Annotated in this window: 16 protein-coding genes and 1 tRNA gene; 12 read left to right on the top strand and 5 right to left on the bottom strand. The window is 72.8% G+C overall.

Translation table 11 applies throughout. The annotated features are described in order from the left end of the window. The first annotated feature begins 22 nt into the window (after nt 1-22). Nucleotides 23-96, top strand: a tRNA-Leu gene (locus EXE57_RS07630). Between the two features lie 143 nt (nt 97-239). After that, complete coding sequence (locus EXE57_RS07625) at nt 240-1118, top strand: Bax inhibitor-1/YccA family protein (RefSeq protein WP_135075911.1); 879 nt, start codon at nt 240-242, stop codon at nt 1116-1118. 54 nt (nt 1119-1172) lie between these two features. Here EXE57_RS07625 and EXE57_RS07620 read toward each other — a convergent pair whose 3' ends face one another. Continuing rightward, the gene (locus EXE57_RS07620; RefSeq protein ID WP_135075909.1) at nt 1173-2216 is read right to left on the bottom strand and encodes an SGNH/GDSL hydrolase family protein; all 1044 of its coding nucleotides are present in this window, start codon (nt 2214-2216) and stop codon (nt 1173-1175) included. Nucleotides 2217-2279: 63 nt separating this feature from the next. Between EXE57_RS07620 and EXE57_RS07615 the strand changes: the two genes are divergently transcribed. From EXE57_RS07615 to EXE57_RS07590, 7 genes are all read left to right on the top strand, one after another. After that, nucleotides 2280-3665, top strand: coding sequence for a cystathionine beta-synthase (locus tag EXE57_RS07615; protein ID WP_167305852.1), 1386 nt, complete (start codon nt 2280-2282; stop codon nt 3663-3665). A 237-nt stretch (nt 3666-3902) separates the two neighbouring features. Next, a complete protein-coding gene (locus EXE57_RS07610; RefSeq protein ID WP_135075903.1) occupies nt 3903-4436 on the top strand; it encodes an alternate-type signal peptide domain-containing protein in 534 nt (177 codons plus the stop codon). A gap of 16 nt (nt 4437-4452) precedes the next feature. Next, complete coding sequence (locus EXE57_RS19695; protein WP_167305851.1) at nt 4453-5268, top strand: hypothetical protein; 816 nt, start codon at nt 4453-4455, stop codon at nt 5266-5268. Nucleotides 5269-5273: 5 nt separating this feature from the next. Then, on the top strand, nt 5274-5798 hold the full coding sequence (locus tag EXE57_RS19690) for a signal peptidase I (protein ID WP_167305850.1): 525 nt from the start codon (nt 5274-5276) through the stop codon (nt 5796-5798). After that, a complete protein-coding gene (locus EXE57_RS07600) occupies nt 5795-6571 on the top strand; it encodes a hypothetical protein (RefSeq protein WP_135075897.1) in 777 nt (258 codons plus the stop codon). The genes EXE57_RS19690 and EXE57_RS07600 overlap by 4 nt, the downstream gene beginning before the upstream one ends. Nucleotides 6572-6593: 22 nt before the next feature. Then, on the top strand, nt 6594-7982 hold the full coding sequence (locus EXE57_RS07595; protein ID WP_135075894.1) for a sigma 54-interacting transcriptional regulator: 1389 nt from the start codon (nt 6594-6596) through the stop codon (nt 7980-7982). An 84-nt stretch (nt 7983-8066) separates the two neighbouring features. Then, nucleotides 8067-10079: a vWA domain-containing protein gene (locus tag EXE57_RS07590; RefSeq protein WP_135075891.1), complete on the top strand. Its 2013-nt coding sequence runs from the start codon at nt 8067-8069 to the stop codon at nt 10077-10079. Nucleotides 10080-10083: 4 nt separating this feature from the next. Here the strand turns inward: EXE57_RS07590 and EXE57_RS07585 are convergent, their stop codons facing one another. Beyond that, the gene (locus tag EXE57_RS07585; RefSeq protein ID WP_135075888.1) at nt 10084-10929 is read right to left on the bottom strand and encodes an ABC transporter substrate-binding protein; all 846 of its coding nucleotides are present in this window, start codon (nt 10927-10929) and stop codon (nt 10084-10086) included. A 23-nt stretch (nt 10930-10952) separates the two neighbouring features. On the opposite strand from EXE57_RS07585, the gene EXE57_RS07580 reads away from it, so the two are divergent. The 3 genes from EXE57_RS07580 to EXE57_RS07570 all read left to right on the top strand — a co-directional run bounded on the left by EXE57_RS07580 (nt 10953) and on the right by EXE57_RS07570 (nt 13568). Next, the gene (locus EXE57_RS07580) at nt 10953-11732 is read left to right on the top strand and encodes a TSUP family transporter (RefSeq protein WP_135075885.1); all 780 of its coding nucleotides are present in this window, start codon (nt 10953-10955) and stop codon (nt 11730-11732) included. Between the two features lie 130 nt (nt 11733-11862). Beyond that, entirely contained in the window at nt 11863-12957 is a 1095-nt protein-coding gene (locus EXE57_RS07575; RefSeq protein WP_135075882.1) for an S-(hydroxymethyl)mycothiol dehydrogenase, read from the top strand. After that, nucleotides 12957-13568: an MBL fold metallo-hydrolase gene (locus EXE57_RS07570; protein ID WP_135075879.1), complete on the top strand. Its 612-nt coding sequence runs from the start codon at nt 12957-12959 to the stop codon at nt 13566-13568. Before EXE57_RS07575 ends, EXE57_RS07570 begins: the two co-directional genes overlap by 1 nt. Before the next feature lie 65 nt (nt 13569-13633). On the opposite strand, the gene EXE57_RS07565 is transcribed toward EXE57_RS07570, so the two are convergent. From EXE57_RS07565 to EXE57_RS07555, 3 genes are all read right to left on the bottom strand, one after another. Beyond that, nucleotides 13634-13957, bottom strand: a complete 324-nt coding sequence (locus tag EXE57_RS07565; protein WP_167305849.1) for a DUF202 domain-containing protein — start codon at nt 13955-13957, stop codon at nt 13634-13636. Beyond that, nucleotides 13954-14310, bottom strand: a complete 357-nt coding sequence (locus tag EXE57_RS07560; RefSeq protein ID WP_135075872.1) for a YidH family protein — start codon at nt 14308-14310, stop codon at nt 13954-13956. The genes EXE57_RS07565 and EXE57_RS07560 overlap by 4 nt, the downstream gene beginning before the upstream one ends. A 127-nt stretch (nt 14311-14437) precedes the next feature. Then, complete coding sequence (locus EXE57_RS07555) at nt 14438-15595, bottom strand: class I SAM-dependent methyltransferase (protein WP_135075869.1); 1158 nt, start codon at nt 15593-15595, stop codon at nt 14438-14440. Nucleotides 15596-15622: the final 27 nt, after the last annotated feature.

Genomic DNA, 15622 nt, shown 5'->3' with positions numbered 1-15622 from the left:
CGCTGGCGAGGTGCTGCGCTGCGCCCCCGTATCCCAACCGGCAGAGGAAGTCGCCTTAAAAGCGACTCAGTGTGGGTTCGACCCCCACCGGGGGCACCGGATGAGAAGTTTCTTAGAGACCGCCGCGCGGAGGAACAGGGCACCGGCCACGCTCGTTCTCCCTGCACGAGCCAACTAGACTGGCCAGAAGTTGGGCGAGCCATCAGATCGATGGCTGCCAGGCCTCCAAGGAGGAGACCATGCAGAGCAACAACCCCGTGTTCCGCCGATCCGACGCGTTCAACGGGACCGCAGCGCAGGGGACCAACGCCTACGGCAACCAGACCTACCCCGGCAACGGCGCGGCCTTCGACGGCTACGGCCAGACCCCGACCGGCTACGCCGACACCCAGGCGCCGGTCCACTCCGGCGAGCGGATGACCATCGACTCGGTCGTCCAGAAGACCGGCATCTCGCTGGCCGTCGTCATCGTGACCGCCGCGCTCACCTGGTGGTGGACCGGTGACGTCCGGGGCAGCGACGCGCAGATGGGCAACCTCTACCTCGCGCTGATGGTCGGCTCCTTCGGTGCCTTCGGCCTCTCAATGGTCAACTCCTTCAAGCGGGTCGTCAGCCCCGGGCTGGTGCTCGCCTTCTGTGCCCTCGAGGGCGTGGCGCTCGGTGCGTTCAGCAAGTTCATCGACGCCGCCTTCGTGCCCGAGAACAGCAGTCTCGGCGACAACATCGTCATGCAGGCCGTCCTCGGCACCTTCGCGGCCTTCGCCGGCACCCTCGCCGCCTACAAGTTCTTCGACATCAAGGTCGGCCAGCGGTTCCGTACGTTCGTGATCGCCGCGATGTTCGGCATGGTCGCCCTCGGCCTGCTCGAGGTCGTGCTCGGCATGTTCGGCAACGCGGTGGGCTTCCTCGGCTTCGGCGGTGCCGGCCTGCTCTTCTCGTTCGCCGGCCTCGTGCTCGGTGTCTTCATGCTGATCCTCGACTTCGACTTCGTCGAGCAGGGGATCGCGGCGGGCATCGAGGAGCGCGAGTCGTGGCGGGCGGCGTTCGCGCTGACCGTCAGCCTGGTGTGGATCTACACCAACCTGCTCCGGATCCTGGCGATCTTCAGCCAGGACTGACCCGCGGCGACAGCTTCGGGCGAACGGCCCGCCGGTGGCCCGGCGGGCCGTTCGTCACGTCCGGGCGGTGTCCGCGGTGTCGTCGGCGTGGCTGGGCTCGGTCGGCTCCGGTGCCTCGCTGTCGGTGCCCGGGTGGCGTCGGCGGTGCCGCAGCTCCACCCACAGCCCGCGGACGCCGCGGCGCGAGCCGGCGACCTCGACCCCGTCGAGCTCGGTGCCGGGAACCCGGACCGCCTCGACCGCTGCGCTCGCCACCGGACGCAGCCCCTCGCCGCGGACCGCCTCGGGCGCCTCGGCGGCGTCCGGGCCGAGCCCGAGGGCGGCGAGCGCGGAGGGGAGGAGCACCTCGGCCAGCGCGCGGTAGCCGTCGGCGGAGGGGTGGAAGCGGTCCGGGCCGAAGAGCAGCGCCGGCGCGGCGTCGAACTCGGGCCCCAGGATCGAACTCAGCGAGACCGTACGTCCTCCCTCCTCGACGACCGCGATCGTCTGGGCGGCGGCCAGCCGGCGCGACCAGACCCGGGCCACCTGCTTGAGCGGCGGCGGGATCGGCCGGATGGTGCCGAGGTCGGGACAGGTGCCGACCACGACCTCGGCTCCGGCCTCGCGGAGCCGGCGTACGGCCTCGGAGAGGTTGCGGACCGACGTGGCGGGGCGGACCTGGTGGGTGATGTCGTTGACACCGATCAGGATCACGGCGAGGTCCGGGCCGGTCGGCAGCGCGGCGTCGACCTGCCGGACGAGGTGGCTCGACTCCGCCCCGACGACCGCGAACTCCCGCAGGTGGACGCGTCGGTCCGCGCGCACCGCGAGCCCGCTCGCGAGGTGGGCGCCCGGGGTTTCCTCGACCCGGTCGACGCCGTAGCCGGCGGCGCTGGAGTCGCCGAGCAGCGCCACCTTGACCGCCGGACCGGGACGGCCGCGGCCGTACCACCCGGTGGCGTCGGGCGGCGGCGTCTCCCGCGTCTGCCCGATCGCGCGGCGGGCGAGCTTGGCCTCCGTCCGGAGCAGGCCGTAGAGGCCGAGTCCGAGCGCGGAGAGGCCGCCACCGCCGAACGCAGCGGCGGAGGCCAGCTTGCGAGCGGCTGCAGCGTTCCCCACACGACAACTCTACGGAGCCCGGGAATGCGCCGTGGCGGGTTCCCCCGCTCTATCGTTGGCCGGGTGCAGTACGTGAACTCGCTCCTGGACCTGATCGGCAACACCCCGCTCGTGCGCCTGCGGCGCTCGATGGACGGGCTGGAGGCGCCGCTGGTGCTCGGCAAGGTCGAGTACCTCAACCCCGGCGGCTCCGTGAAGGACCGGATCGCGACCCGGATGATCGAGGCGGCCGAGGCCTCGGGCGCGCTGCAGCCCGGCGGCACCATCGTCGAGCCGACGTCGGGCAACACCGGTGTCGGGCTGGCCATGGTGGCCCAGGAGAAGGGCTACAAGTGCGTCTTCGTGTGTCCGGACAAGGTCAGCGAGGACAAGCGCAACGTGCTCAAGGCGTACGGCGCCGAGGTGGTCGTCTGCCCCACCGCGGTCGCCCCCGAGCACCCCGACTCCTACTACAACGTCAGCGACCGGCTCGCCTCGCAGCCGGGTGCCTGGAAGCCCGACCAGTACTCCAACCCGCACAACCCGCGTTCCCACTACGAGACCACCGGTCCGGAGATCTGGGAGCAGACGGACGGGAAGATCACCCACTTCGTGTGCGGCGTCGGCACCGGCGGCACCATCAGCGGCACCGGCCGCTACCTCAAGGAGCAGAACCCCGACGTCCAGGTGATCGGCGCCGACCCCGCCGGCTCGGTCTACTCCGGCGGCACCGGCCGCCCCTACCTCGTCGAGGGCGTCGGCGAGGACTTCTGGCCCGAGACCTACGACCGCGGCATCGCAGACCGGATCATCGAGGTCTCCGACGCCGACTCCTTCGCCTTCACCCGCCGGCTCGCCCGCGAGGAGGCGCTGCTCGTCGGCGGCTCCTGCGGCATGGCCGCGTACGCCGCCCGGCAGCTGGCCCACGAGCTGGCTGCCGAGGGACGTACCGACGCGGTGATCGTGGTCCTGCTGCCCGACTCCGGTCGCGGCTACCTCACCAAGGTCTTCAACGACGAGTGGCTCGCCCAGTACGGCTTCGCGACCGGCTCGGAGGAGGCCGACCACAAGACGGTCGGCGAGGTGCTCCGCGGCAAGACCGGGCGGCTGCCCGACCTGGTCCACACCCACCCGAGCGAGACCATCGCCGAGGCGGTCGCGATCCTGCAGGAGTACGGCGTCTCGCAGATGCCGGTCGTCCGCGCGGAGCCCCCGATCGTCGCCGCCGAGGTGGCCGGCTCGGTCTCCGAGCGCACCCTGCTCGACGCACTCTTCGCCGGTCACGCCAAGCTGACCGACGCCGTCGAGGAGCACATGTCCGCGGCCCTGCCCACCATCGGCTCCACCGAGCCCGCGCAGGCCGCCGTGGGGATGCTCGAGGACGCCGACGCTGTGCTCGTGCACGAGGACGGCAAGCCCGTCGGGGTGCTCACGAGACAGGATCTGCTCGCGTTCCTGGCCAGCAGCTGACCGATCGTCCGTGACGGACTAGTCCGGACGGACTACGTCCGGGACCACCGTCCCGGAGCGCCGGCGCACCGAGATGGGGACGATCGCTGTGGGCCTCGGTCCGCAAGTGTTCCTGTCGGTAACGAGATCCCCACGAGCGTGGAACGGTCGTTGAATCCGCGCCTAGTTCACCTGTTCGCGCCACAAGACTCCTCGTGACGGTTCCGGCGTGGAGCCGCACACGAGTGGGGACACGACATGAACAAGATGATCAAGGGATCGGTCGCCGGGGCCACCGGCATCGCACTGCTGATGGGCGGCTTCGGCACCTACGCCCTCTGGAGCGACAGCGAGAACCTGGCCGAGAACGGTGTGCAGTCCGGCGAGCTCGACATCGCCACCAGCGCCGGCACCTACGACGACGCCAACACCGGCGCGGCCAACGACTGGACCGCCGCCGACAAGATGGTCCCCGGTGACAAGGTCACCTACACCCAGACCTTCACGGTCAAGGCGAGCGGCAAGAAGCTCGCGGGCACCATCGCCTACGTCAAGCCCTCGCTGACGAGCACCTTCGCCGGCCTGACCCACAGCGTCGCGGTCACCTCCAGCAGCAGCTCGGTCACCGAGACCGCGCCGGGCTCCAACCAGTTCGCGTTCAACGCGCCGTTCGGCACCGCGACGCTCACCGCCGTGGTGACCTACACCCTCCCGTCCGGCACCTCCGGGCAGACCGACCAGAACAAGGCCGCCACGCTGCCCGCGGCTGCCTTCACGATCAGCCAGAGCTGATCCGCGCCGGACCGTCATGTCGCCCAGGATCCCGCTCCTCGTCGCCGTGGTCGGCGCCCTCCTCGTCGGGGGCGCCACCACGGGGTCGACGCGCGCGTCCTGGCAGGACCAGGAGCCACTCGCCGCGAGCTCGGTGAGCTCCGGGCGCCTGACCTTCACCGCGACCTCCCCGGCCGGCGTCAGCCTGACCCGGACCGCCGGGTCCGCAGCCACGACCACCTTCGTCGTGGACGACACCTCCCTGGGCAAGACGCTGCAGCAGCGGATCACCGCGACCGTCGTGAGCACCCCGTCCGGGGTGACCGCCACCGTCGGCACGTCCTGCCCCGGAGCCGCGTCGGTGCAGATCGACACGACCCCCACCGCCGCCAACGTGACGCTGTGCGTGCGCGTGGTGTCCTCGGCCACCGCCACACCGGGCAACGTGACGCTCGCCCTCGGCGGCGTCCAGCGGCCGTCGGCCGGGTGGACCACCCCGAGCGCCCAGGTGACCGTGCCGGTGACGGTGACGCTCCCGCCCAGCCCGCCGGACCTGAGCTGCGGGGACTTCGTGAGCAACGGGAACCGAGCCTTCACCTGGACGGCCGTCAGCGGGGAGACCTACACGGTCTACCGCTCCACGACCACGAACGCGGACCCCAGCTTCTCGGCCGTCCCGGCGCCCCCTGCCCACACCTCGCCCTACACGGCAGCCATGCCGTCCGGCTCCACGCGCTACTGGCGGGTCAGGGCCACCAACGCCGGCGGGACCTCATCCTGGAGCAACACGCTCCGGCTGGTCCGGACCGGGAACGGCGCAGGCAACCACGCCTGCTCCGAGGTGACACCGTGACGACCGTGAGGGCCAGGGTGGCCAAGGCGCTGAGCTGGGCGCTGCTGATCGGCGTCGTCACTGCCGGAGCAGCCCTGATCCTGGTGCCGAAGGCGACCGGCGCGCGTCCCCTCACCGTGCTGAGCGGCTCGATGGAGCCGACGTACGACATCGGCTCGGTCGTCGTCGTGCGTCCGGTCGACACCGACGAGCTCGCGATCGGTGACGTCATCACCTTCCAGCCCGTCTCCGACGACCCGCGGCTGACCACCCACCGGATCGACGGGTTCGCCTTCGGCGCGGAGGGCAAGCAGTTCGTCACGAAGGGCGACAACAACGACACCGTCGACCTCGAACCGGTCTCGGCCGACCAGGTGCGGGGCGAGGTCTGGTACTCGGTGCCCCTGGTCGGCTACGTCTCCGTGTGGCTGGCCGGCGGCTGGGTGAGGACCGCGATCAACCTCTTCGCGGTCGCCCTCCTGCTCTACGGCGGGGTGCTGCTCGCCGGTGGTCTGGTCGAGCGTCGCCGCCGCGAGAAGGTGCCGGCATGAGCCGGGGCCGCGCCCGGTCGCTGCTGGCGATCCCGGCACTGCTCGCGCCGCTGCTGCTCACCGCCCCGCCGGCGTACGCCGAGCACGCCGAGCTGCTCGTCAGCACCAGCCCGGACGGCCCGTTCCGCACCCAGCTGTCGCAGGCCCTGTTCCACGACGCCGGCCCGTTCGTGCCGCGGACCGGCGCGACCCGCACGTACTACGTGAAGAACACCTCGCCCCACGTCGCGCGGACCACGGTCTCGCTGGTGGACACCGCCGGCAGCAACGCCTTCGAGCAGGCCCTGACCTTCGAGCTCGCCGTCGGCGACACCGTGTCGACGGGCGCCCTCGGCGGCGCGGTCTGCCACCTCCTGGCCACCGGCCCGGACCTGGCCCCCGGAGAGGTGCAGGCCGTCCAGGTCGGCGTCTCCGTCGCGGACCTGGCCGGGCAGCAGGGCATGCGCGCGCAGGCCACCCTGGACCTGGTGACCACGCTCTCGCAGGTCGGCCCCTCCGGTGAGGTCGACGTCTGCGGGGTGCAGGCCACGACCACCGAGGACGCGACGACCACCCAGGACGCCCCGGACGACGAGGACTGCGAGCGCGCGGCCGTGGTCACCGTCAGCGGATCCGCGAGCTGCGTCCCCGTGGCGGTCGACGGGGGCGTGCCCGAGCCGGCCACCCCTGCGGCCGGGGCCCGTACGGTCGCGGGTGCGGCCACCGTGCTCGTGGCCCTCGGGGCGCTGCTGCTGATCTGGGGCGGGCGCCGCCGTACCGACCCGGAGGCTTGACCTGCGGGGCTAGCGTGAACGGGTGACTCACGCACCCGAGAACACGACCCTCGGCGGCCTCCGCGCGACCGGGCACCAGCTCAAGCCCCTCCGCCAGGAGATCCGCGACAACCTGCTGGCGAAGCTCGCCGCCGGCGAGGACCCGTGGCCCGGGCTCCACGGCTTCGACGACACGGTCGTCCCCCAGCTCGAGCGTGCCCTGATCGCCGGGCACGACGTGGTGCTCCTCGGTGAGCGCGGCCAGGGCAAGACCCGGCTGCTGCGCTCGCTGGCCGGGCTGCTCGACGAGTGGAGCCCGGTCATCGCCGGCTCCGAGCTCGGCGAGCACCCGTACGAGCCCGTCGGTCCTGCCTCCCGCCGCCGGGCCGAGGAGCTCGGCGACGACCTGCCTGTCACCTGGCGCCACCGCGACGAGCGGTACGCCGAGAAGCTCGCGACTCCCGACACGTCCGTCGCCGACCTGATCGGCGACGTCGACCCGATGAAGGTGGCCGAGGGTCGGCACCTCGGTGACCCGGAGACCATCCACTTCGGGCTGATCCCGCGCTCCCACCGCGGCATCGTCGCCATCAACGAGCTGCCCGACCTCGCCGAGCGGATCCAGGTGGCGATGCTCAACGTGATGGAGGAGCGCGACATCCAGATCCGCGGCTACGTGCTGCGGCTGCCGCTCGACGTGCTGGTGGTGGCGAGCGCCAACCCGGAGGACTACACCAACCGCGGGCGGATCATCACCCCGCTCAAGGACCGCTTCGGCGCGGAGATCCGTACCCACTACCCGACCGAGCTCGACGACGAGCTCGCCGTGATCCGACAGGAGGCGCACCTCGTCGCCGAGGTTCCCGACCACCTGCTGGAGACGCTGGCGCGGTTCACCCGCAACCTGCGGCGGTCGGGCAGCGTCGACCAGCGGTCCGGGGTCTCGGCCCGGTTCGCGATCGCCGGAGCGGAGACCATCGCCGCGGCCGCGCTCCACCGCGCCACCCGGCAGGGCGAGGAACGACCGGTCGCGAGGGTGGTCGACCTCGAGACCGCCGTCGACGTGCTCGGCGGCAAGATCGAGTTCGAGAGCGGCGAGGAGGGCCGCGAGCACGAGGTCCTCACCCACCTGCTGCGGACCGCGACCGCCGAGACCGTACGCCACCACCTGCGAGGGATCGACCTGGCGCTGCTCGTCGAGGCGATCGAGGAGGGCCGGATGGTCACGACCGGGGCCCAGGTCTCGGCCCGCGACTTCCTCGCCGGGCTCCCCGTGCTGGGGGAGTCGGAGCTCTACGACGAGGTCTGCGACCGGCTCGGCGCGACCGACGACGGCACCCGGGCCGCGGCGATCGAGCTCGCCCTCGAGGGGCTCTACCTCGCGCGCCGGATCGGCAAGGAGTCCGACGGGGCGGAGACGGTCTATGGCTGAGTCTCGGATGGTCCGCCGCCCGGTGCGTCACCTCGGGCCGCGAGATGATGCTTCCGGCGGCGGACCATCCACCCGGGGGCGGGCATGAGCCGTTATCGCAGGTACGACGGCGGCGACCCGCTCGCCCCGCCGGTCGACCTCGGGGAGGCGCTCGACGAGATCGGCCAGGACGTCATGGCCGGCTACAGCCCCGAGCGCGCGATGCGGGAGTTCCTGCGCCGCGGTGGTCGTGACCAGGCAGGCCTGGACGACCTGGCCCGCCGGGTGGCCGAGCGTCGCCGCCAGCTGCTGCGTCAGCACGACCTCGACGGGACCCTCCAGGAGGTCCGCGAGCTGCTGGACCGGGCGGTGCTGGAGGAGCGCAAGCAGCTGGCCCGCGACGTGGAGATGGACGACGGCGACCGGGCGCTGCGTGAGATGCAGCTCGACAACCTCTCAGCCAACACGGCCGCGGCCGTGACCGAGCTGGCGTCGTACGACTGGCAGAGCCGGGAGGCCCGCGAGGCCTACGAGCAGATCAAGGACCTGCTCGGCCGCGAGCTGCTCGACCAGCGCTTCGCCGGCATGAAGGACGCCCTCGAGAACGCCACCGACGAGGACCGGGCGGCGGTCAGCGAGATGCTCTCGGACCTCAACGACCTGCTCGAGAAGCACCAGCAGGGGGAGGACTCCCAGCAGGACTTCGACGACTTCATGGCGAAGCACGGCCAGTTCTTCCCCGAGAACCCCGAGAACATCGACGAGCTGCTCGACGCCCTCGCCCAGCGGTCCGCGGCCGCGCAGCGGATGCTGAACTCGATGTCGCCCGAGCAGCGGCAGCAGCTGATGGAGCTGTCCCAGCAGGCCTTCGGGTCGCCCGCCCTGATGGAGCAGCTGGCGCGGATGGACGCCAACCTGCAGTCACTGCGCCCGGGGGAGGACTGGAGCGGGTCGGAGGGCTTCGAGGGCAGCGAGGGCCTCGGCCTCGGCGACGGGACCGGTGTCCTGCAGGACCTCGCGGAGCTCGACGACCTCGCCGACCAGCTGTCGCAGTCCTACAGCGGCGCCCGGCTCGACGACGTCGACCTCGACGCGCTCGCGCGGCAGGTCGGCGACCAGGCGGCGGTCGACGCGCGGACCCTGCAGCAGCTCGAGCAGGCGCTGCGCGACAGCGGCTACCTCCACCGCGGCTCCGACGGGCAGTACCGCCTGAGCCCGCAGGCGATGCGGCTGCTGGGCAAGGCGCTGCTGCGCGACGTGGCGCAGCGGATGTCGGGTCGGCAGGGCCAGCGCGACCTGCGCAGCGCCGGCGCGGCCGGCGAGCTGTCCGGGGCGACCCGCGAGTGGGCGTACGGCGACACCGAGCCCTGGGACGTCACCGGCAGCATCGGCAACGCCGTACGCCGGACCGCGGCGGAGGGCGGTGACCCCCGCCGCGGCGTCCGGCTCGAGATCGGTGACGTCGAGGTGCAGGAGACCGAGGCGCGGACGCAGGCGGCGGTCGCGCTGCTCGTCGACACCTCGTTCTCGATGGCGATGGACGGCCGGTGGGTGCCGATGAAGCGCACCGCGCTGGCGCTGCACACGCTGATCCGCAGCCGGTTCCGCGGCGACGCGCTGCAGCTGATCGCCTTCTCCCGGCACGCCCAGGTCATGGAGATCGAGGAGCTGACCGGGCTGGACGCCCGGTGGGACAAGGGGACCAACCTCCACCACGGGCTGCTGCTGGCCAACCGGCACTTCCGCAAGCACCCGCAGGCGCAGCCGGTGCTGCTGGTCGTGACCGACGGGGAGCCGACCTCCCACCTCGAGCCGGACGGCGAGGTGCACTTCTCCTACCCGCCGCACCCGCTCACGATCTCGTACGCCGTGCGCGAGCTCGACAACGCGATGCGGCTCGGCGCGCAGACGACGTTCTTCCGGTTGGGCGAGGACCCCGGCCTGGCGCGGTTCATCGAGTCGATGGCCCGCCGGGTCGACGGCCGGGTCGTCGCGCCCGAGCTCGACGACCTCGGCGCCGCCGTCGTGGGGTCCTACCTCGGGGACCGGTCACCGGCGTCGTCCTACCGCGACCACTTCGGCGACTGGGCCGGCGGCCGGGGGTTCTGGGTCGGCTGACGGCTCAGGGGTGGAGCAGCGCCGCGAGCTCCTCGACCCCGTCGACGAGCCGGGTGCCCGGACGCGCCCAGGACGCGTTGGCGTCCACCGCGTGGACGGCGACGCCGTCGGGGAGCGCCCCGGAGGCGAGCAGCTCCTCGGCGAGGGCCCGGCAGCCGTCGCGGTCGAAGCCGCACGGGGCGACCACGACGACCTCGGGGCGTGCTCCGTCGACGTCCTCCCAGGTGACCCGGCGCGACTTCTCGCCGGGCGTCCCGAGCAGCGGCTCGCCGCCGGCCGCCTCGACCATCTCGGGGATCCAGTGCCCGGGCGCGAAGGGCGGGTCGGTCCACTCCAGGAACATCACCCGCGGCCGCGGCCGCCCTGCGACCCGCTCCCGCACCACGGCCAGCCGCTGCCGCTGCTCGGCGACCAGCGCAGCCGCCTCGGCCTCGTGGCCGGTGGCCGCGCCGAGGGTGCCGATGGACGCCAGCACCTCCTCGACGGTGTGCGGGTCGATCGTGAGCACCTCGGCGGTGCAGCCGAGGTGGGCGAGAGCGTCGTCGACCACGGACACGTCCACCGCGCAGACCGCGCAGAGGTCCTGGGTCACGACCAGGTCGGCGTCGAGGCCGGAGAGGGCGCCCGCGTCGAGGTGGTAGAGGTCCTCCCCGCGGGACATCGCCCCCACGACGTACGCGTCGATCTCCGCGGGAGCGAGTCCCTCGGGCATCGCCGAGGTGGACACGATCGTGCGCGTTCGGGCCGCTGCCGGGAAGTCGCACTCGAACGTCACGCCGACCACGTCCTCGCCGGCGCCGATCGCGAAGAGGATCTCGGTGGTCGAGGGGAGCAGGGAGACGATGCGCACGACCCGAACCCTACGATCGCGTGGTGTCCGACCCCGACCTGACCGTGCTGCTGCTCCTGGCGCTCGCCGCGCTGGCAGCCGGCTTCGTCGACGCCGTGGTCGGCGGGGGCGGGCTGATCCAGCTCCCCGCGCTGCTGCTGGGGCTGCCCGGGGCCAGCCCGGTGCAGGTGCTGGCCACCAACAAGCTGGCGTCGATCTGCGGAACGACGGTGAGCAGCGTGACCTACTACCGCCGTGTCCGCCCGGACCCGCGCACCTTCCTCCCGCTGATGGCCCTGGCGTTCGTGGGTTCCTTCCTCGGCGCCCTGGTCGCGACCCAGATCCCGAAGGAGGCGTTCGACCCGATCGTGCTCGTCGCCCTGGTGGTCGTGGGGGCGTACGTCCTGTTCAAGCCCGACCTCGGCGGCGAGACGGCGCTGCGGTTCGCCGGCCACCAGCACACGCTGGCCGCGATGCTCACCGGTCTCGCGATCGGCTTCTACGACGGGGCGCTCGGCCCGGGCACCGGCTCGTTCTTCGTCTTCACCCTCGTCGGGCTGCTCGGCTACTCCTTCCTCGAGGCCAGTGCCAAGGCCCGGCTGGCGAACTGGACGACCAACCTCGCCTCGCTCGTCGTCTTCGTGCCCGCGGGAGCCGTGCTGTGGAAGGTCGGCCTGGTGATGGGGGCCTGCAACCTGCTCGGCGGCTACCTCGGGGCCCGGACCGCGATCGCGCAGGGCAGCCGTTTCGTCCGGATCTTCTTCGTCGTGGTCGTGTCGGCGTTCATCGTCCGGATCGGCGGGCAGGTGCTGGGCGTGTGGTGAGCGCCCCCGCGTGGGGTAGTCCCCGCAACTCCTGTCGCCGTGACGCCCGCCACGCGACCGAAGGTTCGGGGACTACCTCCGCGGTGGGCGTGCTCCCGCCCGTGACCACGGATGTGGTTGAGTCGCCGCCATGCACCAGGTGAGAGCAGTCGTCGCCCGCTCGAAGGGCGCTCCGGTCAGCATCGAGACGATCAACGTGCCCGACCCCGGCCCGGGGGAGGCGCTGGTGGCGGTCCAGGCGTGCGGGGTCTGCCACACCGACCTCCACTACCGGGAGGGCGGCATCAACGACGAGTTCCCCTTCCTGCTCGGCCACGAGGCGGCCGGGGTCGTGGAGTCGGTCGGCGAGGGAGTCACCGAGGTGGCGCCGGGGGACTTCGTCGTCCTCAACTGGCGGGCCGTGTGCGGCGACTGCCGCGCCTGCGACCGCGGTGAGCCGTGGTACTGCTTCGCCACCCACAACGCCACCCAGAAGATGACGCTCGAGGACGGCACCGAGCTGTCCCCGGCGCTCGGCATCGGGGCGTTCGCCGAGAAGACCCTCGTGGCGGCCGGCCAGTGCACCAAGGTCGACCCGGAGGCACGCGCGGCTGCCGTCGGCCTGCTCGGCTGCGGCGTGATGGCCGGCATCGGAGCCGCCCTCAACACCGGGGCCGTCGGCCGGGGCTCCACCGTGGCCGTGATCGGGTGCGGCGGCGTGGGAGCGGCCGCCGTCGCCGGCTCCGCGCTCGCGGGAGCGTCGAAGGTCATCGCAGTCGACCTCGACGACCGCAAGCTCGAGGGCGCGAAGGCGCTCGGCGCCACCCACACCGTCAACAGCACCGACCGTGACCCGGTCGCGGCGATCAAGGAGATCTGCGGCGACAACGGCGCCGACGGCGCCGACGTGGTCATCGACGCGGTCGGCCGGCCCGAGACGTGGAAGCAGGCGTTCTACGCCCGGGACCTGGCCGGCACGGTCGTGCTGGTCGGCGTACCGACCCCGGACATGACGGTGCCCGAGATCCCGCTGATCGACGTCTTCGGCCGCGGCGGCGCACTGAAGTCGAGCTGGTACGGCGACTGCCTGCCGAGCCGTGACTTCCCGATGCTGGTCGACCTCTACCGGCAGGGCCGACTCGACCTCGACGCCTTCGTCAGCGAGGAGATCGGGCTCGGCGACGTCGAGACCGCCTTCGAGAAGATGCACCACGGCGACGTGCTCCGCTCGGTGGTGATCATCTGATGGCCGCGCGCGTGGACCACACCGTGGTCAGTGGCACCTTCTCCCTCGACGGCGAGACCCACGACGTCGACAACAACGTCTGGGTCGTCGGCGACGACGAGGAGTGCGTCGTCATCGACGCCCCCCACGACGTCGACGCCATCGTGGACCTCGTGGCGGGGAGGACGGTGAAGGCCATCATCTGCACCCACGCCCACGACGACCACGTCCGCGTCGCACCGGAGCTGCGGGAGCGGGTGACGGCCCCGATCCTGCTGCACCCCGACGACCGACCGGTGTGGGAGCTGACCCACCGGGACCACCTCTGGGACGTCGACCTCGAGGACGGCCAGACCGTCAAGGTCGCCGGGGCGGCGCTCAAGGTGCTGCACACGCCCGGCCACGCGCCCGGCGCCATCTGCCTCTACGTCCACGACCTCGGCTGCGTCTTCACCGGGGACACCCTGTTCCAGGGCGGACCGGGCGCGACGGGTCGCTCCTTCAGCGACGCCGACGTGATCGTGGCGTCGATCCGCCGCCAGCTGTTCGCGCTGCCGGACGAGACGGTTGTCCACACCGGCCACGGTGACGACACGACGATCGGGGCGGAGCGGGAGGCGCTGGGCGGCTGACCATCGTCGCGTGTGCCCCAGACCGGTCCATGCGCCGGTCCGGGGCACACGCCGCGGGGTCCCGGTCAGCGCGCCAGTGCGGCGAGCTCGGTGACCGACATCAGCACGACCGTGCCGCACAGCGCCGCGGCCCAGCCGCCGACGTCCCGGGCGGACGGCGTGGCCGCGACCCGGCCGCGGTAGCGCAGCCGGCTCTCGACCAGCACCCATCCGCACAGCGCGAGGGAGGCGAGCAGGCTGACGAGCGCCCACACGCCGAGGTGCGCCCAGGTCAGCCGCGCCAGCACGGCCGCGGCCAGGGCCAGCGAGAGGCCCGTGCGCTGCCACGCGAGCGCCGTACGCTCCGGCTGGGTCCCGCGCTCGGGACCGGGGTCGGCGGCGGCGCTCACAGCCCGGCCAGCACGACCAGGCCGATGGCGACCGCTCCGACGGCGAGCAGCAGGCCGAGCGTCGAGGCGGGCAGCGGCTCCTGCTGCCGGATCGCACGCTCGGCGCGGGCCCACCGCCACCACGACGCGGCCGAGCAGACGATGCCGAGCACCACCAGCGCGGCCGCGAGGGCGGTCTCGAGACGGTCGTCGAACGCCAGGTCGATCTGGTCCAGGGCCACCCCCGCCGCGAGGAGCGCCAGCGCCGTACGCAGCCAGGCGAGCAGCGTGCGCTCGTTGGCCAGGCTGAACCGGTAGTCAGGCTCGGCCCCGGTCCCGTAGACCCAGCGTGGCCGTCGGCCGTCCTCGCTCATGGGCTGAGCCAACCACACGGCGACGATGCAACGCCGGGTTACCTGCTGTCCGCACGGTGCCGCAGCAGGGTGGGAACAGCCGGTAACCCGGCGTTGCGAGGTCTGGTGAGGCCAGCCCACCGGCCGCTCAGAACGGCTCGACCAGCAGCGCCGTGCCGTGGCCGGCGACCCGGGTGAGCACCAGCGTGGCGGTCCGGTCACCCCGCAGGGAGAGCCGGGCCCGGAGCTCGTCGGGGACGACCGAGACCCCGCGCTTCTTGATGGTGAGCACCCCGATCCGCCGTTCGCGCAGGGCGGCCTTGAGCTGCTTCTCGCGGTAGGGGAGCTCCTCGAGGACGCGGTAGCCCCGCGCGAAGGGGGTGCGGTACGCCGCGTCGCCGGTCACGTAGGCGATGTGCTCGTCGACGAGCCCACCCTCGACGCCCGCGGCGACCGCGGTGACCAGGCCGGCCCGGACCACCGCCCCGTCGGGCTCGTAGAGGAACGGGCCCACGGGCCGGACGTCCGCCCCCGGGTCGTCCTCGTCGGTGAGCGTGGCCAGGCCGCTCTCGCGGATCACCGTGGCGCGCCGGGCGGTGGTCGCGAGCCGGCCCGACCAGAGGGCCGCCTCCTTGACCTCGCCGTGGTCGCTGACCCACTCCGCCTCCACCCCCGCCGGGACCAGGTCGCGGGGGATCCCCGGCGCGACCTTGACGCAGGCGTCGTGGCGCAGCAGCCGCTCGACGTAGGACCACGGCGGCGTCCAGTCCTCCACCGACCAGGTGCGGCCGCGGGCCGAGCGCCGCGCAGGGTCGGCGAAGGCGACGTCGAAGGGCGTCGGGTCGACCAGCGTCGCGTCCGCGACCGTGACCGCCCCGGGCAGGCCGAGGGCGGCGAGGTTGGCCTCGGCCACGGCGACCCGCAACGGGTCGAGGTCGACGCCGGCCGCGGTCAGGCCGGCCGACGCAGCGGCCACGAGGTCCCCCCCGATGCCGCAGCCGAGGTCGATCATCGTGCGGGCGGAGGCGGCGACCAGCCGGGCGGCGCGGTGGTCGGCGACCGAGGCGCGGGTGGCCTGCTCGAGGCCGTCCGGGGTGAAGTACATCCGCTCGGCGCGCTCGTCGAACTTCGCGACAGCCCGACGCCGGAGCCCCACCTGGGTCAGGGCGGCCGCGACGTGCTCGGGGGAGGCGTCCCGGCGCAGCCGGGCCTGGACGGAGAGCTCGTCGCCGGAGGCGTCCGAGGCGGCCGCGAGCAGCGCCTGCCCGTCGTCGGTGAGCAGCCACCGGAAGGCGTCGAGGTCCATCCGGCGATCCTGTCAGAGCGGCTCTCC

The organism is Nocardioides euryhalodurans (genome assembly GCF_004564375.1).
GTDB classification, from domain to species: Bacteria; Actinomycetota; Actinomycetes; order Propionibacteriales; family Nocardioidaceae; genus Nocardioides; species Nocardioides euryhalodurans.
This window is presented reverse-complemented; position numbering and strand designations above follow the sequence as displayed.